Below are 24,385 nucleotides of genomic sequence, written 5' to 3'. Positions count from 1 at the left end.
CCCGGTGAGATCCGGGGCCTTTTCATTTGGGCTTCGGTTGAGTCGGGCCAGCAATGACGAAAGGCCCCGGGACACGCCCGGGGCCTTCGCTGGGAGCAGGGGCTGCCCCCGGCTCTCCGTCACATCATCCGAAGATTACTTCGCTTCGTATTTCGGAAGCTTCTTCAGTTGCTCTTCGGTCAGACCGGTATGCACGGTGATCGAGGTGTCGTTCTGCAGAACGGTCAGCTCGCTCGCCTTGATTTCGACCGGCTTGGCGCCAATGCCGAGGAAGCCACCCACGTCGATCACGACGCCCGAGACTTTACCGTCATTGCCCTGAACCAGCTCGGACACGTCGCCGACCTTGTCGTCGTTCGGGCCATAGACGCCTTCACCACGCAGCGTGTCGGGAGCGACCGAAGCGATATCGACCTTCTGGCCGTCTTCCTGGTCAGCTTGACCCATGGTGCCCACGGCAGCGGCAGTGCTGTCGACAGCGTCGTCGATTGCGTTGCCGGTCTCGTTCGCGGCTTCCTTGGTCGCTTCGCCAGCGTTGTCAGCCGCATTCTCGACGGCTTGGCCAGTCGCGTTTGCCGCTTCCTTGGTGTTCTGAGCGGCGTCTTTCGCCATCTCTTCGGTCTTGTCGCCAGCGTTGTTCATCGCCTGCTCGGTTTCCTGCGCGGCGTTCTGAGCAGCGTCGGCAGTGTTCTCGGCGGCGTTGTCCATCGCTTCGCCTGCGTTGTCGGCAGCCTTGGCGGTCTTGTCGGCAGCTTCGTTCGCAGCGGCGCCAGCAGCAGCGGCGGTCGCGGTGGCAGCGGCTTCGGCGTTGTCGCCAGCCTCATCCATCTTCTGCGACGCATCGGCGTTCTGCATGTCTTCGCCGTTGCCGTTCATGTCGCCATTAGCATCCGCGCTGAACGCAGTCTGCATTTCGGCGTCATATTTCGGCGCTTGGTCCAGCTGGTCCTTGCTGCCCTGAGCGACGACGAAATAGGAATTGTCGGTGTCGCCGTCGGGGATCAGGTTAAGCGAATCCATCGAGATCGCGACGGTTTTCTCGCCAATGCCGAGGAAACCACCCACGTCGACGAGCACGGCATCGACTTCGCCGTTGGTGCCGATCACGACGTCGCTGACTTCGCCAACGTCATCCCAGCTATCCTGCGCTTCGTTGATCGCGGTCTTCGCGTCGACCTTGTCCTTCGAGATGTAAACGCGCTTGCCCATGAGGCCCGAAGCGTTGAAGGAGTCCGGAATCGACTTCATGAACATGTCGCCCGACATGTTGGCCGAAGCATTTGCGTTGGCTTCAGCCGTCGCGTTTGCATTTGCTTTGTCTTCGGCATGTGCGGGCAGGGCAAGCATCAGGCCGATGGCGGTAGTGGTGATGAGCTTTTTCATATCTCGTCTCCCTTTCGTTTTACGTGAGGCGCGTCGGTCCCGGTTTCTGGTTTCCCCGGCCTCTGATGGTCTCAAAACTGGTGAAACCGCGCACAGTTCCTGTGCAAATGGGGGAAAAATTTTTGCAAATCGCGGGAACAAAACACGGATTCGCGACTCGCCTCACGGAAGCGTCATCGCGGGGTTTGCGCGCATCCAATGGGGCTTGAGCTTTCATAAGCGGGCCCCACAGGGCAGGCGCCGCGCCCCCGAAGCGCCGCGCGTGCGCTTTTGTCGTTTTTGTCGCGCGAATGTCGCCCGGATCGGATTGCGTTTGCGAATATGAGGGTCAATCTGCCCCTACGTCCGTATCGGCAAGGAGGCCCCGCGATGAAATCCCATGTGAAAGCTTTGGTCGTCGGTGGCGGCGCAGTCGGGTGCGGTGTCGCCTACCATCTTGCCAAGGCGGGCTGGGACACGCTGCTGATCGAGCGCGACGAGCTGACCTCAGGCTCGACTTGGCACGCGGCGGGTCTGCTGCCGCTGTTCAACATGAGCTACGCGACGACCCACATCCACAAATACTCGGTCGATTTCTACAAGACGCTTGAGGCCGAGACCGGTTTGAACGCTGGTTTCGCGATCGTGGGCAACCTGCGCATGGCGCAGACGCAAGAGCGGATGGACGAGTACAAGCTCTATTCCTCCGTCGCCGAGACCGCGGATGTCTATCACGAGTTTCTCACGCCCGCGCAGATGAAGGAGCGTTGGCCGCTTCTGAACACCGAGGACCTCAAGGGTGCGCTGTTCCACCCGCAGGACGGCTATATCAACCCCGCCGACGTGACGCAGGCGATGGCCAAGGGCGCGCGTCAGCACGGCGCGGAGATCGCGCGCAAGCTGCAGGTCAACGCCTATCGCTGGACCGGCTCGGAATGGGTCGTCACGCTCGAGAAGATGGTCGAGAAGGGCGGCAACCTCGTCGGCTCCGGCGAAGAGATCGAGATCCGCGCCGAGCATGTCGTGACCTGCACCGGCAACCACGCGCAGCGCACCGCGCGCCTGCTGGGCATCAAGATCCCTGCGATCCCGGTCGAGCACCAGTTCATCGTCACCGATGCCGACCCGGCGCTGGTCAAATGGCGCGCCGAGGGCAACCCCGAGCACCCGGTGCTGCGCGATGCCGATGCGAAATGGTATGTCCGCGAAGAGCGCGGCGGCTGGATCCTCGGCCCTTACGAGCGCAACGCACCCGCGCGCTTCCTCTATGACGTGCCGGAGACCTTCCGCGCCGATCTGTTCCAGCTCGATCTGGAGCGTATCGAAGAAGAATACATGTCGATGATCCATCGTCTGCCGACCTCGGAAGAAGTCGGCCTGAAGGACGATTTCAACGGCCCGATCTGCTACACGCCCGATGGCAACCCGTTGGTCGGCCCCGCGCCGGGCCTGCGCAACATGTGGCTGGCGGAAGGCTTCTCCTTCGGCATCACGGCTGCGGGCGGCACCGGCTATTACCTCGCGCAGATGATGGTCGAAGGCGAAGCCGAGATCGACATGGCTTCGCTCGATCCCAAGCGCTACGGCAGCTGGATGACGACCGAATACGCGGCGCGCAAGAACGAAGAGGCCTACGAGCACGTCTTCATCCTGCACCACCCCGATGAAGAGCGCGAAGCCTGCCGTCCGCTGCGCACCGCTCCTGCCTATGATCGCCAGATCGCGGCGGGCGCGCAGATGGGCCAGACCAACGGCTGGGAACGCCCGAACTATTACGGGCCCAAGGATGCGCCTTCGAGCTTCGACCATGACAGCCGCTCGTTCCGTCGCGGGGAATGGTGGCAATATGCCAAGGCCGAAGCCGAGGCTTTGCGCGACACGGCTGGCCTGATCGACGCCTCCGCCTTCACCAAACATATGGTGCGCGGCCCCGGCGCGACGGCTTTCCTCGATGCTTTCACCTGCAACAAGCTGCCGAAAGTGGGCCGGATCAACCTGACCTACGCGCTGACCGAAGCCGGCACGACCCGCACCGAATATACGATCGTGCGTCTGGCCGAGGACGAATACTACCTGATCTCGGCGGGCGCCTGGACCGATTACGACGGCGACTTCCTGCGTAAATCGATCGAGGATTTCCGCGCGGCGGGCGGCGACTATGTCGATTGCCACGACGTGACCACCCAATGGGGCGTCTTCGCGCTGGCGGGCCCCAATGCGCGCAAGATTCTGCAGGAGGTGGTCAAGGACGCCTATCCGGAGACGGTGCTGTCGAACAAGCGCTTCCCGTGGCTCTCGATGCGCAATATCGAGCTGGGCATGTGCCCGGTGCGCGCGGTGCGCGTGGCCTATACGGGCGAGCTGGGCTGGGAACTGCATCACCCGGTCGAATTCGGCCGCTACCTCTGGGATCTGCTGGTCGAGGCGGGCGAGAAGCACGGGATGAAGCTGGTGGGTGCGCGCGCGCAGAACTGGCTGCGTCAGGAGAAGAGCTATCGCGCGTTCGGCAACGAGCTGGGCCGCGACGCGACCCCGCAGGAAGCCGGTCTCGACCGCTTCATCGACCTCGAGAAGGAGTTCACCGGCAAGCAGGCGATGCTCGACACCGGCATCCGCTCGAAATGCGTGACGCTTCTGATCGACGGGCCGGACGACGCTGACCCGTGGGGCAAGGAAGTCATCAAACAGGATGGCGAGAAGGTCGGGCGTCTGACCTCGGGCGGCTGGTCGGTGGCCTTCGGCAAGCAGATCGGGATGGGCTATGTGCGCCCCGATCTGGCTGAACCGGGCACCAAGCTTTCCGTGCGCATCCTCGGCGCCGATTATCCGGCGGAAGTGACCGAGGACAGCCCGCACGACCCGAGCAACGCGCGCATCCGCGTCGACGGCTGAGCCTGTCTAGCGATTGAGACCGGAGAAGGGGGGCGCTGCCCCCCTTTTCGCTGCGCGAATTCACCCCCCGGGATATTTGCACCAAGGCGAAGGGGAAAATACTGCTGTCTTCGGCTTGGTGAAAATATCCTGGGGGAGGCGCGCGTCCCGCGCCGGGGGCGGAGCCCCCTCAACTTTGGTCACATCACGCAGCGCCACCCCGTTGGCTTGACGCAGGTCAAGGATTTCGCCCGCGCCCCGTGTCACGCCGCGAGGGACGAAATGCGAAGGAGACCTGCGATGAGCTACAAGGCGAAAATCGACGAGATGCGCAACGAACTACGGGTGATGAACAAGACGATCCCCGACGCTGTCGGCGGCTTCGGTGTGCTGTCGAAAGCGGTGAAGGAGAACGGGCCGCTCGATGTGAAGACCAAGGAATTCATCGCGCTCGGCATGGCGGTCGTGCTGCGCTGCGAGCCCTGCATCATGTTCCATGTCGAGGCGCTCATGAAGGCGGGCGGCACGCGCGAGGAGCTGGGCGACGTGCTCGCCATGGCGATCCAGATGGGCGGTGGCCCGGGGGTGATGTATGCCGGTCACGCGCTGGGCTGCTGGGATGAGCTGGCCGCCGCGAAAGGCTGAGCTGCCCCGCTCTGCGACATGTTGTCAGGCCCGCGCCGGAAAGGCGCGGGCCGTTTCGTTTCATTCACGACAAATCTAATGAAGGACAGACAGATGAAACGCATCGCTTCTCTCGCCGCCCCGTTTGCCGCTGCACTGCTGCTCGGTGCCGCTCCGGGGTTCGCGCAAACCGCCCCGGTGCCGGGGCAGGAATTCCTCCTGCAATGGGATCTCGATGGCGATGGCGGCGTCACGCTGTCCGAAGCCCGCGAGCGGCGCGGCGACATCTTTACGATGTTCGACGCGAACGAGGATGACACTTACTCCGTCGCCGAAATCGCGATGATCGACGAGCATAAGGAAATGGAACGCGAAGCCGGCAAAGGTCCGGGGCACCAGATGCCCGAGGGCATGGGGCAGGGGCCCGGCAAGCGACAGGGTCAGGGCCGCAACGCGATGCGCGCGGGCCACGATATCCCGACCGCCGAGGGGCTGCGGGCCTTCGATGCGAATGGCGACGGGGTGATCTCGCGCGCGGAATTCGTGGGTGGCACCGATCAGTGGTTCGCGATGCGCGATCGCAACGGGGATGGCGTGCTGACCCAAGCCGATTTCGGCCCCCGGAGCTGAGCGCCCCCTCTTAGGCGAAGCCTCGCCGATGTAAAAAGACGCCCGCCTGTCAGCGATGACAGGCGGGCGTTTGCATGAGAGGCTGGGAAAAAATCACGGGGGAGTGAGCATGGGGATTTCACGCAGGTTCTTCGTCTCGGGCGCAGCCTTGACCTTGGCGGGCTGCGGCGGCGCGCCAAGTGGCAAGCAGGCCAAATTGATGCGTCCGGCAGTGTTGTCGGCCTCGAACTACCGGGCGAGCGGCATTCCCGCGCGCTTCGGCGATACCGACCCGCATGATTGGGAAGGTCTGGCGCCGGCGCGGTTGCCGGTCCACGGGATCGACGCGGCGCGCTATCAGGGCGAGATCGACTGGCGCCGGGCGCGCGCGGCGGGGGTGTCCTTCGCGTGGCTCAAGGCGACCGAGGGCGGCGATCACTCCGATCCGGGTTTCCACATCAACGCGACCCGCGCGCGGGCGGCGGGCGTGCCGGTCGGGGCCTATCACTTCTATTACTTCTGCCGCTCCCCCGAAGAGCAGGCCGATTGGTATATCCGCAACGTGCCGCGCCGCCGGGGCGATCTGCCGCCCGTGCTGGATATCGAGTGGAACCACACCTCGCGTACCTGCCAGCGTCGTCCTGCGGCCCATGTCACCCGCGCCGAGATGCACCGTTTCCTCGCGGCCCTGACGCGTCATTACGGCACGCGCCCGGTGATCTACACGACGATCGATTTCTGGCGTGACAACGATCTGTCGCGCTTCTCCGGCTATGAAATGTGGCTGCGCTCGGTCACCGCGCACCCGATGGAGCGCTACCCCGGCGCCGATTGGAGCTTTTGGCAGTATAGCGGCACGGGTGTCGTGCCGGGCGTGCCGGGGAACGTGGACATGAACGCCTTCGCGGGCTCTCCGGCCGCGTGGCAAAGCTGGCTGGCCCGGCGGGCGCAGCGGGCCTGAGCATCAAAAAAGGCGGCCCCGAAAGGCCGCCTTTCCCCTGCAAGCGCGTCGCGGTCAGAGACCGGGGATGACGCGGATCAGATCACGCTGCTTGAACGTGGTGCGCCGCTGCGGACCGAAGGCGAAGGTCGCGCCGACCGAGACGTAGTTGCTCGACCCCAGATCGTCGCCATCGGCATGGCCGAAATCGCCGCTCAGCGTCACATTGCCGAGCTTGTAGTCGACGCCGATCTGCGTGCGGTTCGCGTCGAAGCTCTCGACGTCGATATGGTCATAGCCCGCAGTCACGCCGAACGCGTCGTTGACTGCATAGCGCCCCGACAGGCCGAACAGGTTGCCGCTGACGCCGTCTTCCTTGGCGTGCGAGACATAGGCTTCGCCGCCGAACTGGCCGTAGGAATGACCCGCTTCGAGGCCATAGTAATCCAGTCCTGCGCCTTCAGCGTGGTCGTGGCCCGCAAAGGCGCCGAAGGAGGTGGCCGGACCGGCGTGGTAGATCGCGTGAAGTGCGACGTTGTTGGCGTCGGTGTCGCTTGCGCCGAAGCTCGCGAAGGCCAGATCGCCTTGCAGCGAGAATTGCCGGTTGAACCCGACTTCGAGCGAGCCGGTGGCCGAGGTCTTGTCGAGATCGCCGTCATCGGTGAATTGCGAAAAGCCGATGCCGACGGTGCCGCCGGTGATTTCAGCCGCGCTGGAGATTTGCGGGAGCGCCGCGAAAAGGACTGCGGCTGCGAAAACGCATTTGTTCATAACTTGCCTCATGAAATTGTTTTTAGGCTTTAGCCATGCGTGAGCCACCGAGGCGCAGCAAGATCACCCCCGGGTTGAAAAAGAAACTCGCGGAAACCGTGTTCCGCGAGTCACATCATTTCTCTAATTGTATCCGTCGCTTACTGCAGCGAGCGGACGTTCACCTCGCCCTCTTTGCGGCTCTTGATCGCCGAGACGGCGGCGATGGAGGCGGCGGCGGTGGTGAAGTAGGGGATCTTGTCATAGAGCGCGACCGCGCGGATGTCGCGGCTGTCCGAAATCGCCTGGCTGCCGTCGGTGGTGTTGAAGACGAGGTCGATCTCGTCATTCTTCAGCCGGTCGACGATGTTCGGGCGGCCCTCATAGACCTTCAGAACCTTCTCGCTTTCCACGCCATGTTCGGCGAGCCATGCGGCGGTGCCGCCAGTCGCGACGATGGTGAAGCCCATCGAGACCAGCGAGGCTGCGGCTTCGGCCAGATCGTCGGTCTTGTTGGAGTCCTTGATCGAGAAGAACACGCGACCGCTTTCGGGCAGCACGGTGCCCGCGCCAAGCTGGGCTTTCCAGAAGGCCGACGGGAAGTCGCGATCCCAGCCCATCACCTCGCCGGTGGAGCGCATTTCCGGGCCGAGCAGCGTGTCGACGCCGGGGAAGCGGGCGAAGGGCAGCACGGCCTCCTTGACCGAGAACCACGGCGTTTGCGGGTCGGCCAGCGTCAGCGGATCGGCGAAGGGCAGCGGCGTGTCGGGGCCAACGCCTTCGGGATAGGGCGGGCGCGCCGGGAAGGCCGACAGCTTCTCGCCCGCCATCAGACGCGCTGCGATCGACGCGATGGCCGAGTCGGTAGCTTTAGCGACGAAGGGCACGGTGCGCGAGGCGCGCGGGTTGACCTCGAGGACGTAGATGTCGCCGTCCTTGATCGCGAACTGCACGTTCATCAGGCCGACCACGTTGAGGCCCTTGGCCATCTTCTCGGTCTGCACTTTCAGCTCTGCAACGATCTCGGGGCTCAGCGAGTAGGGCGGCAGCGAGCAGGCCGAGTCGCCCGAGTGGACGCCGGCTTCCTCGATATGCTGCATGATGCCCGCGACATGGACGCTCTCGCCGTCGCAGAGCGCGTCCACGTCGACCTCGATGGCGCCCGCCAGATAGCTGTCGAGCAGCACCGGGTTGTCGCCCGAGACCACCACGGCCTCTTTGATGTAGCGCTTGAGGTGGTCGAGGTCGCGCACGATCTCCATCGCGCGGCCGCCCAGCACGTAGGAGGGGCGGATCACCAGCGGATAGCCGACGCGGCCCGCGATCTCGAAGGCCTGCTCGTCCGAGCTGGCGATGCCGTTGACCGGTTGCTTCAGGTCAAGACGGTTCAGCAGGTCCTGGAACCGCTCGCGGTCTTCGGCGAGGTCGATCGCGTCGGGCGTGGTGCCGAGGATCGGAATGCCTTCGGCCTCCAGCGCGTTCGCGAGTTTCAGGGGCGTCTGGCCGCCGAACTGCACGATCACGCCGTGCAGCGTGCCGTTATCCTGCTCGACCCGCAGGATTTCGAGCACATGTTCCAGCGTGAGGGGCTCGAAATACAGGCGATCCGAGGTGTCGTAATCGGTCGACACGGTCTCGGGGTTACAGTTGACCATGATGGTCTCGTAACCCGCATCGGTCAGCGCGAAACAGGCGTGGCAGCAGCAATAGTCGAACTCGATCCCCTGGCCGATCCGGTTCGGACCGCCGCCGAGGATGACGACCTTCTTGCGGTCGGACGGACGTGCCTCGCATTCGACCTCGCCCATCGCGGGGGCTTCATAGGTCGAATACATGTAGGGCGTCTGCGCTTCGAATTCGGCGGCACAGGTGTCGATGCGCTTGAAGACCGCGGTGACGCCGAGGTTGCGGCGGGCCCGGCGGACCTGCGCCTCGTCGCGGCCGGTCAGCGTGGCCAGACGTGCATCCGAGAAGCCCATCATCTTGAGATTGCGCAGGCCCTTCTCGTCGAGCGGCAGGCCCTTCTTGCGGATCTCGTTCTCGGCCTCGACGATTTCGCGGATCCGGTCGAGGAACCACGGATCGAAGGAGGTCGCGTGCTGGATCTCGTCATTGCTCAGCCCGTGGCGCATCGCCTGCGCGATGAGGCGCATCCGGTCGGGCGTCTGCTGCGAGATCGCCTTGATGACGGCGGCCTTCTCGGGCGCGCCTTCGATCTCGATCTCGTCGAAGCCGCTCAGGCCGGTCTCCATCGAGGCCAGCGCTTTCTGCACGGATTCGTGGAAGGTCCGGCCGATCGCCATCGCCTCGCCCACCGATTTCATCGCGGTGGTCAGTTCGGGCTTTGAGCCTGCGAATTTCTCGAAGGCGAAGCGCGGGATCTTGGTGACGACGTAGTCGATGGTCGGCTCGAAGGAGGCGGGCGTGACCTTGGTGATGTCGTTGTCCAGCTCATCGAGCGTGTAGCCCACGGCGAGCTTCGCGGCGATCTTCGCGATCGGGAAGCCGGTGGCCTTCGAGGCCAGCGCCGAGGAGCGCGACACGCGCGGGTTCATCTCGATCACGACCATGCGGCCGTCTTCAGGGTTGATCGCCCATTGCACGTTCGACCCGCCGGTCTCCACGCCGATCTCGCGCAGCACGGCGATCGAGCCGTTGCGCATGATCTGGTATTCCTTGTCGGTCAGCGTCAGCGCGGGCGCCACGGTGATCGAGTCGCCGGTATGGACGCCCATCGGATCGACGTTCTCGATGGCGCAGACGATGATGGCGTTGTCGGCCTTGTCGCGCACGACCTCCATCTCGAATTCTTTCCAGCCCAGCAGCGACTCGTCGACGAGGATCTGGCTCATCGGGGAGGCGTCGAGACCCGAGCGGCAGATGCGCTCGTAATCTTCGCGGTTATAGGCGACGCCGCCGCCGGTGCCGCCCAGCGTGAAGGCGGGGCGGATGATCGCGGGCAGGCCGATATGCTCCAGCTCAAGCAGCGCCTGACGAACGCCCTCGTTGACGTCATAGGTGCCGTTCTCGCGCTTGGGCGAGGAAACGATCGTCGCTTTCGGGTTCTCGAGGCCGATCCGGTCCATTGCCTCGCGGAAGAGCTTCCGATCTTCGGCCATCTCGATCGCGTCGCGGTTCGCGCCGATCAGCTCGACGCCGAATTTCTCCAGTACGCCCATATCGGCCAGCGACAGCGCGGTGTTCAGGCCGGTCTGGCCGCCCATCGTCGGCAGCACCGCATCGGGGCGCTCGGCCTCGATGATCTTGGCGACGACTTCCGGCGTGATCGGTTCGATATAGGTGGCGTCGGCGAGCCCCGGATCGGTCATGATCGTCGCGGGGTTCGAGTTCACGAGGATGACGCGGTAGCCTTCTTCGCGAAGGGCTTTGCAGGCCTGGGCGCCCGAGTAGTCGAACTCGCAGGCTTGCCCGATCACAATGGGCCCGGCGCCGATGATGAGGATTGACGTGATGTCTGTTCTCTTCGGCATGGGAATCCCCTCTGGTCACTGCGCAAATTGAGGCGCTTTATACGCAAAGGGTCAGGCGTCGCAAGAGGGTCAGGACGCGATAGCCGGGTTGCAGGGTGACGCGAGGGCGCGCGCCCAAGCCTGTCAGGCCGCGCACCGGTAGGAACGCAGCCTGATTTCAGCCCGGTCAGGGAGGGGGCGACTTACTCGGCGGCCAGCCGGTGTTCCTGTTCGTCTTCGTCGCGATAGAGGTAGTCGCGCGTCAGCGGCACGTCGCCCACCTCATGGGCCAGCTGATACTGGAACACGACCTGCCCGCCATGGCGGAAGGCCATCTCGGACGCCACGAGATAGAAGCGCCACATCCGGCAGAACCGCTCGTCATAAAGTGCGACGGCCTTGTCGATATTCGCTTCGAACCGATCGCACCAATGGCGCAGGGTTTCGGCGTAATGCAGCCGCCAGACCTCGAGATCGGTGGTAATGAGGCCTTCATGCTCGACCGCATTCGACGCTTCCGACATGGCCGGGCAATAGCCGCCGGGGAAGATGTATTTCGTGATGAAATCGGCGGTCGCGCCACCGGGGCCCGAGCGTCCGATGAAATGGATCAGCGAGACGCCGCCCGGTTTCAAAAGCTCGCGCACCTTCGAGAAATACTCGCGGTAATGCGGCACGCCGACATGTTCGAACATGCCGACCGAGACGATCCGGTCGAACTTGTCGGTCACATCGCGGTAATCGGTCAGGCGGATGTCGATCTTGTCTTCGAGGCCGGCCTCTTTGACCCGTTTGCGGGCCAGCGCGTGCTGTTCGGTAGAAAGTGTCACGCCGACGACATTCGCGCCGAAATCGCGTGCCAGCGTCAGCGCCATGCCGCCCCAGCCGCAGCCGATATCGAGAACGGTCATGCCCGGTTCGATCAGCAGCTTCTTGGCGATATGGTGTTTCTTGGCCTCCTGCGCCTCTTCCAGCGTCATGTCGGGGCGCTCGAAATAGGCGCAGCTATATTGCCGGTCCTCGTCGAGGAAGAGGTCATAAAGCTCGCCCGACAGGTCATAGTGATGCGCGACGTTGGTGCGCGCCTTGTTGACCGGGTTGAACTGCGCGAAGCGGCGCCCGAAGAAGCGGCTCGCCTCGCGCGGTTTCTCGAACCACGGCATGCCGGATCCGGTCTGGTTGCGGATCGCGAGGGCGAGGAAGCCACGCAGATCGTCATTCGCGATCGTGTAGTCGCCGTTCATATATCCTTCGCCGACGCCGAGATCGGGGCGCAACACGATCCTGCGCGTCACGTCGGGGTTTTCGATGGTGACGCGGACCGGCTCTCCGGTGCCGTCGCCATAGCGTCTGAGCGTCTCGTCGGAATAGACGAGTTCGAGCGTGCCCCTGCGGATCAGGTGGCGCAACATTCGGTCGAGAAGCGAGTCCCAAGCTCTCATATGGTCTCTCCGGATCATGCCGGGGCTTGGCAGGCTCCAGCGTTAGCCTTCACGACGGCAACCTTTGTGAAATTACCAAAGTTCCCGTTGTCTCTGAAGTTAACCGAAAATTTACCTTTTTTCGAGCCACGCGCGCGTGAACAGCTCGAGACGGGCCTGTGTGCCTCCGCACAGCTTGACTTTTGCGCGCTCAACGGGTGTATCGGCGCGACTATACGCAATTCTCGATCCGGGGAGCCTCCCATGCATGCCTTTCGCAGCCATACCTGCGCAGATCTGAGCGCCGCCAACGCCGGTGAGACCGTCCGCCTTGCGGGCTGGGTCCATCGCGTGCGCGATCACGGGGGGGTGCTCTTCATCGATCTTCGCGATCATTACGGTATGACGCAGGTGCTCTGTGACGGCGACAGCCCCGCCTTCAAGACGATGGAGAAAACGCGCTCCGAATGGGTGATCCGCATCGACGGCACCGTGAAGCTGCGCGACGAGAGCCTGATCAACCCGAAAATCCCGACCGGCGAGATCGAGGTCTATGTCCGCGACATCGAAATCCTGGGCGAGTCCGAGGAGCTCCCGCTGCCGGTCTTCGGCGAGCTGGAATATCCCGAAGAAACGCGTCTGTCCTATCGCTTCCTCGACCTGCGTCGCGAGAGCCTGCATGACAAGATGATCCTGCGCTCCAACGTCGTGAAATCCATGCGTAAACGCATGTGGGACGCCGATTTCAACGAGTTCCAGACGCCGATCATCACCGCGTCGTCGCCGGAAGGCGCGCGCGACTTCCTCGTGCCGTCGCGCCTGCATCCGGGCAAGTTCTACGCGCTGCCGCAGGCGCCGCAGCAGTTCAAACAGCTGATCATGGTCGGCGGCTTCGACAAGTATTTCCAGATCGCGCCGTGCTTCCGTGACGAAGACCCGCGCGCCGACCGCTCGCCCACCGACTTCTACCAGCTGGACGTCGAGATGAGCTTCGTCGAGCAGGAAGACATCTTCAACGTGATGCAGCCGGTGATCCAGGGTGTGTTCGAGGAATTCGCCGACGGTCGTACGGTCGATCCGAACTGGCCGCGCATTCCCTATGCCGAGTCGATGCTGAAATACGGCTCCGACAAGCCCGATCTGCGCAACCCGATCGAGATGCAGGTGGTCTCCGATCACTTCCGCGACTCGGGTTTCGCGATCTTCGCGAAACTGCTCGAGCAGGACGGCACCGAGATTCGCGCGATCCCGGCCCCCACGGGCGGCTCGCGCAAGTTCTGCGACCGGATGAACAAGTTCGCGCAGGAGCAGGGCCTGCCGGGTATGGGCTACATCTTCTGGCGCAAGGGCGAGGATGGCTCGCTCGAAGGCGCAGGCCCGCTGGCCAAGAATATCGGCCCCGAGCGGACCGAGGCGGTCCGCGTGCAGCTGGGTCTGGGCGAGGGCGATGCGGCCTTCTTCCTCGGCGGCGCGCCGTCGAGTTTTGAGGGCGTCGCAGGCCGTGCGCGCAACGTGATCGGCGAAGAGCTGGGCCTGACCGACAAGACCAAGTTCAAGTTCGCCTGGGTCGTCGACTTCCCGATGTACGAGGCCGATGACGAGGGCAAGATCGACTTCTCGCATAACCCGTTCTCGATGCCGCAAGGCGGGATGGAGGCGCTGGAAGGCGACCCGCTGCAGGTCAAAGGCTACCAGTACGACCTCGCCTGCAACGGCTACGAGATCCTCTCGGGCGCGATCCGGAACCACAAGCTCGAGACCATGTACAAGGCGTTCGAGATCGCGGGCTACCCGGCGTCGGAAGTCGAGAAACGTTTCGGCGGCATGGTCAAGGCGTTCAAATACGGCGCCCCGCCGCACGGTGGTTGCGCCGCCGGCATCGACCGGATCGTGATGATCCTCGCCGATACCGCGAATATCCGTGAAGTCATCATGTTCCCGATGAACCAGCGCGCCGAAGACCTCATGATGGGCGCGCCGTCGGAGCCGATGAACGAACAGCTGCGCGAGTTGCGCCTGCGGGTTCTGCCGCAAGAGGACTGATCCTCGCACGGTTACCGATTTAAAAGGCCCCGTTCGGGATGGAGCGGGGCCTTTTTCTATTCGCGGTGGAGGAGCGCGCCAGCGCAAAAGGCGCGGAGGGGTAAGGCGAAGGGGCTCTGGCCGAAGCCGAGCCACCCTACGTCTCAAACCCCGATCAGTCTTCGAGACTGTCTTCCTTCTTCTCGTCGACCAGCTTCATCTCTTTCTTCTTACGCTCGAGGAATTTCTCGCCGTAATTCTCGATCTCGCTTTCGTCGATCACGTCCTTGGCGCGGCCGAAGATTTCGTCTTCTTCCTCGTCCATGTGGTGATTGTAATCATGCTCGAGCTTGTGGAACTTGTTCAGCCAACCGGGGCTCGCCATGTCCATCTCGTTGAGCTCTTCGAGCAGATCGTCGAGTTCGGCATGTTCCTCGACCGAGTGACGCGCCGAATCCTGACCCCAGGTTTTGGTCATCAGCTTGGAATAGAAGGTCTCTTCCTCGGCGGCGGCGTGGGACTTGATGTCGTAATAGAACTCATTCCACGCCTGCGTGCGCTCTGTGCTGTCGCCGGACGTATCGGCGATCTTCTTCATCAGGGCGCGGTGGTTGTCGTGATCTTGCTTGATGGCGTCGTAGATCGAGCTCATCGGGCTGTCCTCCGGTTGCTTTGACTTGTTTGAGCAACGCGAAGTCGATCAGGCAGTTCCCGGCTGCGTCAGAACGCCCCGGCCGCCGCGATCCGCGCATCTATGATCTGAGTGACCCGGGTCATATCCTCGCGCGTGGGACCGCCGGACCGTCTCAGGCGCTGCGCCGCATCGTCCAGCGCCGCATCATGAGCCGAGCACGCGATGCTATGAAGGAAATGTGCGGCATAGGGCAGGGCGCGCGTGTCGGCCCCCTTTGTGTCGCGCAGCAGTTCCGAGAGGTGCTGCAGGTCGTCGCGCAGCGCGAGCGGGTCCGGCGCGATCACAAGATCGGCAAGCGCGCGCAGGCCGAGCGGTCGCATCTCTTCGGGCAGGGTCGACAGGATCGCTTCCTGAAATACGGCGAGGCTTTCGATCGGCTTTTCCAGAAACCCGTCCGCGCCCGCCGCGAGGGCCGCGCTTTTCAGATCGGGGTCGCCCGAGGTGCCAAGGATCACCGGATGCGGCCCGCGCGTCCCGCGTATCTCGGCGATCAGGTCGCTTCCCGAGCCATCGGGCAGGCCCATATCCACGATCACGATCGAGGGCCGATAGGTCTTGAGATGCCGATCTGCCGAGGCGAGGCAATCGGCGCGCCGGATTCGTGCGCCCGAGCGCAGGCACAGCAGCCGCACAGCTTCCGAGGCGAAGCGGCTGTCTTCCACCAGCAGCACCGTCAGCCCGGTCAGAGGGCGTTCGGGTGTCGGTATGCGAGTCAGGGTCGGGATCGTGTCGCTCATGTCGTGGCCCCTTCGGCTGCGATCGGATTCGGCTGTCCGATCAGTAGGGCGCAGATTGCCTAACACTGCGTTAATCCGAACCGGGTTCACAACTGTCCCCGCAAGGCTTGCGCGAAGCCGCGCGCCCGGCTACCCCTTTTAACGCCCGCGTTACCGGAGGAGACCCAAATGATCGGACGCCTGAACCATGTCGCCATTGCCGTGCCCGACCTCGAGGCGGCCTCGGCCAAGTATCGCGACACGCTGGGTGCCAATGTCGGCGCGCCGCAGGACGAGCCCGATCACGGCGTCACGGTGGTTTTCATCGAGCTGCCCAACACCAAGATCGAACTGCTCTACCCGCTGGGCGAGGACAGCCCGATCAACGGTTTTCTGGAAAAGAACCCCGCGGGCGGCATTCATCACATGTGCTTCGAGGTGGAAGACATCCTCGAGGCGCGCGACAAGCTGAAAGCGGATGGCGCGCGGGTTCTGGGCAGCGGCGAGCCGAAGATCGGCGCGCATGGCAAGCCCGTGCTGTTCCTGCACCCGAAAGACTTCAACGGCTGCCTCGTCGAACTGGAGCAGGTCTGATGAGCCTCACCGGCGGCATCATCCTCTTCGCGGTCATCTGGTTCATGATCTTCTTCATGGTCTTGCCGGTTCGCCTCAAGACGCAAGGCGATGTGGACGAGGTCGTGCCGGGCACCCCCGCAGGGGCGCCGCACGAGGCGCATCTGGGCGCGAAGGTGAAGATCACCACCGTTGTCACCATCGTGCTCTGGGCGATCATCGCGGCGGTGTTGCTGTCGGGGATCATCACTTTGGAAGATATCGACTTCTTCGGGCAGTTGCGCCGTTAAGCGGGCGCGGAACCGTTTCGGATAAGCGTGTGTTGGGAAGCTGAAAGGAGCCTCCCGATGACACCCATCTGGTTTACCGCGCTCAGCTGGCTTTCGCTCGCCATTGGCGTGATTTCGTTCCTCTATCTCGTGGTCGAGATGCGTCGGAACCCGCCGCATATGGCGATTATGGCTTGGGTCTGGCCGATCTGCGGGCTGTTCGCCGGGCCGCTGATCATCTGGTTCCACAAGCGCCATTCCGGGCATGGCGACTCCCCGTTCCCGATTTCGGTCGCAAAAGGGACGCTCCATTGCGGGGCAGGTTGCACCTTGGGGGATATCCTTGCCGAAAATCTCGCGCTTGCGGTTCCCGCGCTCCTGATCCCGTTCGGCTGGCCGGATTTTTGGCAACACAAGATCTTCGCGCTCTGGGGGCTCGATTATGTCTTCGCCCTCGTGATCGGGATCGTGTTCCAGTATTTCTCGATCGCCCCGATGCGCGGTCTCGGCCTCGCCAAAGGCCTCAAAGAGGCGGCGAAAGCCGACGTGGCCTCACTCACCTCGTGGCAGGTCGGCATGTACGGGATGATGGCGATCTTCCATTTCGCCGTGTTCAAAGGGCTCTGGGGCGCCGAGATCAACGCCGCCGACCCGGAATTCTGGTTCGCCATGCAGATCGCGATGATGGCTGGTTTCGTGACCGCCTATCCGGTGAACTGGCTGCTGATCCGCAAGGGAATCAAGGAAGAGATGTGAGCGGCGCGTTAGCGCCGCCCCGTCACCCGCGGCGACCGGTGATCGCGTGGAATAGGTGGGTGAAGCCCGCAGCGCCCAGTACCGGCACGAACAGGTTCACCAGAGGGATCGACAGCGGCACCGCCATCAGCGCGCCCGCGGCCCAAATCGTGACCTTGTTGCGCTCGTATAGTTCGAGTGCCGCTTCACGCTCCATCCGCCGGAAGGCGGCCATCTGGAAATATTCACGCCCCAGAAGGTAGCCGTTCAGCCCGAAGAACAGAAACGGCGCCAGCGGGATCACGAAGGGGTAGATCATCAGCGCGATGATGTTGGCCACGAGGATCACGCCGAAGAACCGCACCGTGTCGCGCATCCCTTCGGCGAAGGTGAGTTTGCGCACCGGCGGCAGGGTCGGATAATGCACGTCCTCCACCATCTCGGCCACGTCTTCGAGGAAGAAACCGGTGAAGGCGGAGGCCACGGGCACCATCAGGAAGATCGAGGCGAACAGGATCACGCCCGCCGAGACGATCGACAGCGCGGTATCGATATGGCCGATCTCGCCTATGAAGGGCAGCGAGAAGCTGTCCGGCACCAGCCAGCCGATCAGCATCACCATCGCCACATAGATCGCGACCAGAAGGCCCAGCGAGAGGGCCACGCCGAAGCCAACGACTTTCATCGCACCGGGCCGCAGCAGGTCGGCCCAGGCTTTCACATAGCTCGAGATGATCATTCCGAAATCCGCGTCGTGATCGCGTCGAGGTCGGGACGGGGGCGTTCCGGAGGCGCGACGCCCTCGGTGCCCAGATGGATGAAGCCTGCGACGCTTTCGCCCTCCTTGAGGCCCAGCATCTCGCGCCCGAAGGCTTCGTCATGCGCGGCCCAGCCGGTGAGCCAGTTCGCACCCCAGCCCGCCGCGAGGGCGGCGTTCAGCAGCGACAGGCAAACCGCGCCCGCGGAATAGAGTTGCTCGACCTGCGGCACCTTCTCGCTTTGCTTGGGCGAAAAGACCACGGCCACGCAAAGCTGGCTGTCATGGAATTGCTTGCCCGCCTTGGCGATCTTGTCTTCGGGCAGGCCCTGCGCCTTCGCGCGGGTCTCGGCCTCGCTGCCCAGACGCTGCGCGGCCTCGCGCGTGATGGTGATGAAACGCCACGGCTCCAGCTTCCCGTGATCGGGGGTGCGCGCAGCGGCGGTCAGGATTTCGCGCAGCGCGGCCGCGTCGGGGGCAGGGGCCTTGAGCGTCTTGGCCGGGCGCGACCGGCGGGTCAGAAGGAAAGCCATCGCCGCGTCATTGCGTTCGGCCGGGTTCACTTCGGGCAGTTCAGTCATGAAAATCTCCGTCTGTTGCGCCAGATATCGGGCGCTCGGCGCGCGATTGCAACCGCAGCATGGGCAACTGGCTTGTGCGCCATTGAGCAGGGTCTATGCTGCGGCGCGATGACGGATCTCAGCCACCTTGCCATTCCGGGCAGCGAAATCGCGCTGCGCGTGACGCCGAAAGCGTCGCGCAACGAGATTCGGGAAAGCGAAGAAGGGCTTCGGGCCTATGTCACGGTCGTGCCGGAGAACGGCAAGGCCAACGCGGCGGTCGTCAAATTGCTGGCAAAGGCGTTGGGCGTCGCGAAATCGCGGCTGACGCTGATCCGGGGCGAGACCGCACGCGACAAGGTGTTTCGCCTCGATTGACCGGGCGCTGCGGCGCGGGCAGGGACCTCAGCCGTCCTCGCTGGAGGCGCTGCCGGTCTGCTTCAGGCGATAGACGCCTTCGGGCAGGTTGAGCGCCGCCGCGAGTTCGCGCAGCTGGGCATGGCTGAAGGTGATCGTCTGCACCTGCTCGGTCTGCTCGTCGAGCTGTTCGACCACGACGCAGTCCTCGAAGGAACTGATCGTGATGTCTTCCTGCAGATAATCAAGCGGATCCGTCCCCTCGTCGACAAGGGTGATCACGGTCGCGTCGAATTCGTGTTCGATGGTAAACATGTCCTCATGCTAGCGCGGCTTTTCGATCCGAAAAAGCGAAATCACGCCGCTGCTTGCAGGCGATCGCGTGCAGGAGGCTATGCTGCTGCGAGCCAAGTCGCTAAGCTGGGGGAAATCCTCTTTCAGGGACGCTTTCCCGTCGATGCCTTCCTTCCGTTTTCTCCTCGTAATCCTGTCGCTCGCCGTGACGCTGCTTTCGGGCTGCGTGCCGACGATGGCGCCTATGCCGCAGACCGAAATCTCGCCCGAAGACAGGCAGCGCGCCGAAGTGGCCGTATCGCGGCTGGTCGCTGTGGGCGACCGGATGGAGCCGCAGATCGAGCAGGAATGCCGCAAGCGCACGCGCAAGCTCAACTGCGATTACCTCTTCGTCGTCGATGACCGGCTCGATCTGGATGCGAACGCGTTTCAGACGACTGATCGCTCCGGCCGCCCGGTGATCGGGGTGACGCTCGCCATGATCGCCGAGGTGCGCAATGCCGACGAACTGGCCTTCGTGATCGGCCACGAGGCCGCCCATCACATCGCGGGTCATATCGCGGCGCGCGAACGCGACGCGGCGGTTGGGGCGGCCTATCTGGGGCGCGCGGTGCAGGCGCAGGGCGCCGATCCCCTGACTGTGCAGCGTGCGCGGCGGATCGGGGCCGAGATCGGCTCGCGGCTCTATTCCAAGGATTACGAGCTGGAGGCCGACCGGCTCGGCACGATCATCACATGGGACGCGGGCTACGATCCGCTCAAAGGCGCGCAGTTCTTCCTGCGCCTGCCCGATCCGGGCGACAAGACGCTGGGTACCCATCCGCCCAATCAGCTGCGCTTCGACGTGGTGCGCGACACCGTCGCCCAGTTGCGTGCGGGCAAGATCCCGGCGGGCAGCTGAGGGAACCCGTTCAGGGCCTGCGCACTTGGGATTTGACATAGAGGCCCCCGGCAAAGGCGGGTCCGGGACGCGGGGACTGGGGACGGGGACACAGAACCAATGGCAATCTTTTCGCGACTGCGCTGGCGGCTGAAGGTCATCCTGCGGGAGATCTGGGTGCGGGTGACGGCCTTCGGCGTGCTGGGGGTCCTGACCGCGCTGGGATCGGCGGGCTTCGGCTATCTCGTGCCGCCGGATCTCGGCTACAAGATGGGGGCAGGCTCGGTGGAGCCGATCCTGAAGATCATCGCGACCGCGATGCTGACCGTCACCACCTTTTCGCTGCAGATCATGATTACCGCGTTCAGTTCGGCCCAGACAGGGGCGACGCCGCGCGCGATCAAGCTGATGCAGACCGACCGCGTCACGCAGAACGTGCTGGCGAGCTTCATCGGCTCCTTCGTCTTCTCTCTGGTAGGGATCATCGCGCTCGAGACGAATGTCTATGACGACTCGGGGCGGTTCATCCTTCTGGTGGTGACGCTTGGCGTGGTGGCGATGGTGGTGATCTCGCTGTTGCGCTGGGTGCAGCATCTGAGCGAATTCGGCCGGCTCGGCGATGTGATCAGCCGGGTCGAGACTGCGGCGAGCACGGCGCTGAAGGCACGCTGCGAGCGGCCGTGGCTCGGCGGCAAGGAATGGGAGGAGCCGCCCGTGGGGGTCTTCGGGATCACCTCGACGCGGACCGGCCATGTGCAGCATGTCGATATGGGCGCGCTGCAAAAGGTCGCCGAGGCGCATGACTGCCGGATCTGGCTTTGCGCGCGGCCCGGCGAATTCGTCCATGGGGCGTCTCATTTGGTCCAATGCGATGCGCTGCCGGGCGATACCGAGACCCGCGAGGAGATCGAAGAGGCCGCGCGCGACGCCTTCACCATCGACCATGCCCGCGACTATGATCAGGACCCCCAATTCGGCCTGATCGCGCTGGCCGAGATCGCCTCTCGCGCGCTTTCGCCTGCGATCAACGACCCCGGTACCGGGATCGACATTCTGGGGCGGCTCGCGAGGGTGCTGGCCGAATGGCACCCGCCGAACAGCCCCGAATGCGTCTTCGACCGCGTCTATGTGCGCGCGGTGACGCCCGAGCAATATACCGAGGACGCTTTCGCCGCGATCGGGCGCGATGGGGCGGGGCATCTGGAAGTCGCTCTGCGCCAGCAGGAAGTGCTGGAAGCCGTGGCCGAGATGCATCCCGATCACTTCGGCCGTCCCGCCGCGCATCAGGCCCTGCGCGCCGCAGCTCATTCGCAATCCGCGATGTCCTTGAGGCGCGACCGCGCCGTGGTCGCAGAGGAAGCGCAGGCGTTGGCCGCGCGCTTCGCGCCCGATCTGGATTGCAATGTCGGACATGAAATCGACGGCGATACCTCGGATCGCAACGCTTGATCTGAATCATATCGAAATTGCGGACCCTACGGCAGAGTCCCCCCATCACCGGGATGACTGTTCAAGGGAGGCCGCCATGACCGCTGCCAAACATCTCAATCGCCACGCGGCGATGATGAACCGGATGGCCCAGCAGATGGGCGGCGATCTCAGCATGGAAATGGCCAGCGGACGGCTCAGTGGCGAGGGCTGGAGAGACGCGCTGATCCGCTGCACCAAATGCCGCGAGGCCGGGGCCTGCCTGCTCTGGCTGGCCGAGCATGACCCGCAAAGCAACCCCGCGAAGGCACCGCCCGCCTATTGCGAAAACCGCCTGATGATGACGCGGCTGCGCGCCACCGTCGGCGCCGAACCCCAAGGAGTGGAATGATGGGAATGCAAAGCGAAGTCGATCTGAACTTCTGGGTGACGCGCGGCATGGCGCGGCGTCTTGGCGTGAATATTTCCGAAGCGATGCATAACGGCTTCCTCACGCAAGCCGATTTCGCCGAGATGATCACCACCTGCCGCACCTGCGGCCGCACCGAGTTCTGCCTCGCCGTTCTGGCTGAAAAAGGGGAGGGCCCGCAGGCCATTCCGTCGGATTGCCCCAATTACGAGGTTCTGACCTCTCTGCGCGCCCTGCAATAACTGAGGGCACCGTTAACGTCGCGAAGCATGTGAGGGGCGGTCGCGTCCCCCCGTGCAGAGCGGATCGATGATCCTTTCAAATCTTCGTGTTCATCGCTTGCGTAATTTCTTAGCATGAAGGCCAACAATGCTTCATTTAACGTGTGTGGCTCCGTGGTATCGGATGGCCGCAATGAGCAATACTTGCCTTGCGGATGGTACGCGCGCTCCCTGAGTTGAGGGAGCGCGGCACCCAAGTTTAATTCGCATCGAAATCGCCCTGCCCCGTTCGAGCTACGAGGGCGCGCAATGGCACAGAAGATTGTAGGTCTCGACTGGCTTCGCGCAATCGCCGCGATACTGGTGATGATCGGCCACGCGAGAGCTTTCCTTTTCGTCGACTTCTCCGAGCTTGCGAACGACCCGACGGTCGTCGCCAAAGTCTTCTATTTGCTCACCGGTCTCGGCACCTATTCCGTAATCATTTTCTTCGTGCTCTCAGGCTATCTGGTCGCTGGCTCCGTGGATCGGGCCCATCACGAAGGTCGATGGTCGTGGAAAGAGTACGCGGTTCACAGGGTCGTCCGTTTGGGTATCGTCTTGCTCCCGGTACTCGTCATGACAGCGATGTTCGACTGGCTTGGAGCATCTCAATTTGACCCGGCTTACTATCGAGGTGAGTTTGGGGCCGAGTTCGCGAGCGCCCCGAACGAGCCGGTGGCCAACGGGGTTCTCGTTTTTCTGGGCAATGCTTTCTTCCTGCACAATATTATCGTTCCCGTTTACGGGAGTAATGGACCGCTTTGGAGCATCGCCTACGAATTTTGGTATTACGTCGCTTTTCCGCTTGGCTTTTTTGCATTGAAACCAGGTCGTTATCAGCTCTTTTTTGCCGCGCTCTTCGTTCTGACGATGTGGTTCATCGGGCTCGACTTGGCAGTACTCTTTCCGACTTGGTTGTTTGGATACTTTGCGTGGAAAGCACGCGACGGGCTTCTCGGACGCCTTGTTGCAACGAAAGCGATCTACGCGCTCGCGGTGGTCTTCGCGCTTTTCGTCGTCATGTCCGCTCTCAAGTTCGTCAATGATTACTCAATCGGCTCACTCTACATCACGGCTGTTGCGGCGTTTTTCGCTGTGATCGCGCTCTCAAATCCTGTTTTCGACCACGGCGCGCGACTGGCAGAGTTCCTCTCCAAGATCTCTTACTCTCTGTATCTTGTTCATTTCCCTCTGATGGCCTTGCTCAGTTCGATGCGTCATGTCGCGAGGTTCGACGCTTTGGGGAACGGGATGGTCCTGTTCGGGGTGTATATTCTGTCCTCCTTCTTTCTCGCGTGGTGTGTTCATTGGCTTTTTGAGCGTCATACCGCGACACTCCAGAGAGCTATCCTTAGAAACATGCGCCAGCGTCCTAGGCACGGGGCTGCGGCATGAGTTGAGAGTGTAGCTCGTCACCGCCTTTGCTTGCCTTCCGGCGCCGGCATTCTATTCGCTCAGGAGCGCGGTTTCTTCAGGTAAAACTTCAGCCAGAATTTCAGAAGCCTAAACCAGCCGACCTTCTCGCGCTGCATGACCTCTTCGAGAAAGGGCGTGCGGCGAAGATATTTCCAGTAGAGCCACGCATAGGGGTGCCATTCGGCTGCCTGCCAGGGTTTCGGCGACTCCGTGAAATGGATGATCCGCGGCAAAGCCTGAGCCAAGGGAACGGAAGAGGTGTAGTCGCACCCTTCCCAGAGAAAGAGGCGCTGGAAATTCCACTTCGCGTCCAGCGGTGACCAGTTCTCCCAGAATACCTTGTTCAATGCGTCCTGATCCGCGAACTCGTATTTCTCGGGCGCGGCCAGGAGCATGTCGAGCGCTTGGGACAATGCGTCCGTGGCCCGGACCGCGTCGAGATCGAACAGGAGGACACCGGCATTGAAATAAGTGCCCGCGCTCGGCAGCTCATGTTGCCGCGCGAAGTTCGTCGGGTCCACGAACGCGTCTTGCACGGCTCCGCAGGCCATACCTTTCAGATCGGTGCTCCAGAGGTCGACGAGACTTCCGGTCACAACCATGTCGATATCCAGATAGATCACGCGTGAGATGTCCTGCGGCAGAAGCTCTGCCATGATGAGGCGCAGGTAGGTCGCGCGACTGATATGCAGGATCGGCGGAAGCTTCAGCGCCTTATGATCCGCAACGTGATAGGGATGGATTTCGAGACCCGTAGCAGTCTCTGCGATCTTCGAGAACCGCGCCTCATCGACGGAATCGAGTATCGCGTGAACGCGGATCTTCTCCGCGCCTTTGCCCGCCTCGATGGATTTCAGCAGCGACACGAAATGCGGCGCATAGTTGGAATCGGTCACGCAAACGATGTCGATCACGTTCGGGTCATACGCGGCATGCGGCTCGCGGACGTCGTACATCATTCGGAG

24 protein-coding genes are annotated in these 24,385 nt (G+C 63.1%); 14 read left to right on the top strand and 10 right to left on the bottom strand.

The features are described 5' to 3' along the window. Positions 1 to 135 precede the first annotated feature (135 nt). A complete protein-coding gene (locus BMI88_RS10630) occupies positions 136 to 1,383 on the bottom strand; it encodes a PRC-barrel domain-containing protein (protein WP_078520494.1) in 1,248 nt (415 codons plus the stop codon). Between the two features lie 369 nt (positions 1,384 to 1,752). On the opposite strand from BMI88_RS10630, the gene BMI88_RS10625 reads away from it, so the two are divergent. From BMI88_RS10625 to BMI88_RS10610, 4 genes are all read left to right on the top strand, one after another. Continuing rightward, positions 1,753 to 4,254: an FAD-dependent oxidoreductase gene (locus BMI88_RS10625; protein WP_078548456.1), complete on the top strand. Its 2,502-nt coding sequence runs from the start codon at positions 1,753 to 1,755 to the stop codon at positions 4,252 to 4,254. Positions 4,255 to 4,533: 279 nt separating this feature from the next. Then, on the top strand, positions 4,534 to 4,878 hold the full coding sequence (locus BMI88_RS10620) for a carboxymuconolactone decarboxylase family protein (RefSeq protein WP_078520492.1): 345 nt from the start codon (positions 4,534 to 4,536) through the stop codon (positions 4,876 to 4,878). 93 nt (positions 4,879 to 4,971) lie between these two features. Next, positions 4,972 to 5,487 carry an EF-hand domain-containing protein gene (locus BMI88_RS10615; protein ID WP_168173971.1) on the top strand — a complete coding sequence of 172 codons (516 nt, stop codon included), beginning with the start codon at positions 4,972 to 4,974 and terminating at the stop codon, positions 5,485 to 5,487. A gap of 199 nt (positions 5,488 to 5,686) precedes the next feature. After that, positions 5,687 to 6,427, top strand: coding sequence for a GH25 family lysozyme (locus BMI88_RS10610; protein ID WP_093477057.1), 741 nt, complete (start codon positions 5,687 to 5,689; stop codon positions 6,425 to 6,427). A gap of 54 nt (positions 6,428 to 6,481) precedes the next feature. Here BMI88_RS10610 and BMI88_RS10605 read toward each other — a convergent pair whose 3' ends face one another. From BMI88_RS10605 to BMI88_RS10595, 3 genes are all read right to left on the bottom strand, one after another. Continuing rightward, positions 6,482 to 7,177, bottom strand: a complete 696-nt coding sequence (locus BMI88_RS10605; RefSeq protein WP_168173970.1) for a porin — start codon at positions 7,175 to 7,177, stop codon at positions 6,482 to 6,484. A 140-nt stretch (positions 7,178 to 7,317) separates the two neighbouring features. Beyond that, positions 7,318 to 10,647 (bottom strand): carbamoyl-phosphate synthase large subunit, encoded by a 3,330-nt coding sequence (gene carB, locus BMI88_RS10600; protein WP_078548437.1) that lies wholly within the window; start codon positions 10,645 to 10,647, stop codon positions 7,318 to 7,320. Between the two features lie 182 nt (positions 10,648 to 10,829). Beyond that, positions 10,830 to 12,068 carry a cyclopropane-fatty-acyl-phospholipid synthase family protein gene (locus BMI88_RS10595; protein ID WP_078548434.1) on the bottom strand — a complete coding sequence of 413 codons (1,239 nt, stop codon included), beginning with the start codon at positions 12,066 to 12,068 and terminating at the stop codon, positions 10,830 to 10,832. 243 nt (positions 12,069 to 12,311) lie between these two features. Between BMI88_RS10595 and aspS the strand changes: the two genes are divergently transcribed. After that, positions 12,312 to 14,090, top strand: a complete 1,779-nt coding sequence (gene aspS, locus BMI88_RS10590; RefSeq protein ID WP_078548432.1) for an aspartate--tRNA ligase — start codon at positions 12,312 to 12,314, stop codon at positions 14,088 to 14,090. Positions 14,091 to 14,244: 154 nt separating this feature from the next. Here aspS and BMI88_RS10585 read toward each other — a convergent pair whose 3' ends face one another. Further along, positions 14,245 to 14,721 (bottom strand): hemerythrin domain-containing protein, encoded by a 477-nt coding sequence (locus tag BMI88_RS10585; protein WP_078548430.1) that lies wholly within the window; start codon positions 14,719 to 14,721, stop codon positions 14,245 to 14,247. 68 nt (positions 14,722 to 14,789) lie between these two features. Then, the gene (locus tag BMI88_RS10580; RefSeq protein WP_078548428.1) at positions 14,790 to 15,500 is read right to left on the bottom strand and encodes a response regulator; all 711 of its coding nucleotides are present in this window, start codon (positions 15,498 to 15,500) and stop codon (positions 14,790 to 14,792) included. A 168-nt stretch (positions 15,501 to 15,668) separates the two neighbouring features. On the opposite strand from BMI88_RS10580, the gene mce reads away from it, so the two are divergent. The 3 genes from mce to BMI88_RS10565 are packed head-to-tail and all read left to right on the top strand — an operon-like array spanning position 15,669 to position 17,077. Then, positions 15,669 to 16,073, top strand: a complete 405-nt coding sequence (gene mce, locus BMI88_RS10575; RefSeq protein ID WP_078548426.1) for a methylmalonyl-CoA epimerase — start codon at positions 15,669 to 15,671, stop codon at positions 16,071 to 16,073. Further along, complete coding sequence (locus tag BMI88_RS10570) at positions 16,073 to 16,342, top strand: DUF1467 family protein (protein ID WP_078548424.1); 270 nt, start codon at positions 16,073 to 16,075, stop codon at positions 16,340 to 16,342. The genes mce and BMI88_RS10570 overlap by 1 nt, the downstream gene beginning before the upstream one ends. Positions 16,343 to 16,399: 57 nt before the next feature. After that, positions 16,400 to 17,077 carry a DUF4396 domain-containing protein gene (locus tag BMI88_RS10565; RefSeq protein ID WP_078548422.1) on the top strand — a complete coding sequence of 226 codons (678 nt, stop codon included), beginning with the start codon at positions 16,400 to 16,402 and terminating at the stop codon, positions 17,075 to 17,077. 22 nt (positions 17,078 to 17,099) lie between these two features. On the opposite strand, the gene BMI88_RS10560 is transcribed toward BMI88_RS10565, so the two are convergent. Beyond that, positions 17,100 to 17,795, bottom strand: coding sequence for an EI24 domain-containing protein (locus BMI88_RS10560; RefSeq protein WP_078548420.1), 696 nt, complete (start codon positions 17,793 to 17,795; stop codon positions 17,100 to 17,102). Beyond that, complete coding sequence (locus tag BMI88_RS10555) at positions 17,792 to 18,394, bottom strand: nitroreductase (protein ID WP_078548417.1); 603 nt, start codon at positions 18,392 to 18,394, stop codon at positions 17,792 to 17,794. The genes BMI88_RS10560 and BMI88_RS10555 overlap by 4 nt, the downstream gene beginning before the upstream one ends. 108 nt (positions 18,395 to 18,502) lie before the next feature. Here BMI88_RS10555 and BMI88_RS10550 point away from each other — a divergent pair, with 108 nt between their 5' ends. Continuing rightward, positions 18,503 to 18,751: a DUF167 domain-containing protein gene (locus BMI88_RS10550; RefSeq protein WP_078542047.1), complete on the top strand. Its 249-nt coding sequence runs from the start codon at positions 18,503 to 18,505 to the stop codon at positions 18,749 to 18,751. A gap of 27 nt (positions 18,752 to 18,778) precedes the next feature. Here BMI88_RS10550 and BMI88_RS10545 read toward each other — a convergent pair whose 3' ends face one another. Then, the gene (locus tag BMI88_RS10545) at positions 18,779 to 19,045 is read right to left on the bottom strand and encodes a hypothetical protein (protein WP_078548415.1); all 267 of its coding nucleotides are present in this window, start codon (positions 19,043 to 19,045) and stop codon (positions 18,779 to 18,781) included. Between the two features lie 142 nt (positions 19,046 to 19,187). Between BMI88_RS10545 and BMI88_RS10540 the strand changes: the two genes are divergently transcribed. From BMI88_RS10540 to BMI88_RS10520, 5 genes are all read left to right on the top strand, one after another. Next, on the top strand, positions 19,188 to 19,925 hold the full coding sequence (locus tag BMI88_RS10540) for a M48 family metallopeptidase (RefSeq protein ID WP_078549770.1): 738 nt from the start codon (positions 19,188 to 19,190) through the stop codon (positions 19,923 to 19,925). 99 nt (positions 19,926 to 20,024) lie between these two features. Continuing rightward, entirely contained in the window at positions 20,025 to 21,353 is a 1,329-nt protein-coding gene (locus BMI88_RS10535; protein ID WP_078548413.1) for a DUF2254 domain-containing protein, read from the top strand. Between the two features lie 76 nt (positions 21,354 to 21,429). Next, positions 21,430 to 21,723 carry a DUF6455 family protein gene (locus BMI88_RS10530; protein WP_078548410.1) on the top strand — a complete coding sequence of 98 codons (294 nt, stop codon included), beginning with the start codon at positions 21,430 to 21,432 and terminating at the stop codon, positions 21,721 to 21,723. Then, on the top strand, positions 21,723 to 21,983 hold the full coding sequence (locus BMI88_RS10525; RefSeq protein ID WP_078569949.1) for a DUF6455 family protein: 261 nt from the start codon (positions 21,723 to 21,725) through the stop codon (positions 21,981 to 21,983). The genes BMI88_RS10530 and BMI88_RS10525 overlap by 1 nt, the downstream gene beginning before the upstream one ends. Positions 21,984 to 22,271: 288 nt before the next feature. After that, positions 22,272 to 23,399 (top strand): acyltransferase, encoded by a 1,128-nt coding sequence (locus tag BMI88_RS10520; protein WP_078548406.1) that lies wholly within the window; start codon positions 22,272 to 22,274, stop codon positions 23,397 to 23,399. Positions 23,400 to 23,458: 59 nt separating this feature from the next. Here the strand turns inward: BMI88_RS10520 and BMI88_RS10515 are convergent, their stop codons facing one another. After that, on the bottom strand, positions 23,459 to 24,379 hold the full coding sequence (locus BMI88_RS10515) for a glycosyltransferase family 8 protein (RefSeq protein WP_078548404.1): 921 nt from the start codon (positions 24,377 to 24,379) through the stop codon (positions 23,459 to 23,461). Between the last annotated feature and the right edge of the window lie 6 nt (positions 24,380 to 24,385).

It is taken from the genome of Thioclava sp. F36-6 (genome assembly GCF_002020305.1).
GTDB classification, from domain to species: domain Bacteria; phylum Pseudomonadota; class Alphaproteobacteria; order Rhodobacterales; family Rhodobacteraceae; genus Thioclava; species Thioclava sediminum.
This window is presented reverse-complemented; position numbering and strand designations above follow the sequence as displayed.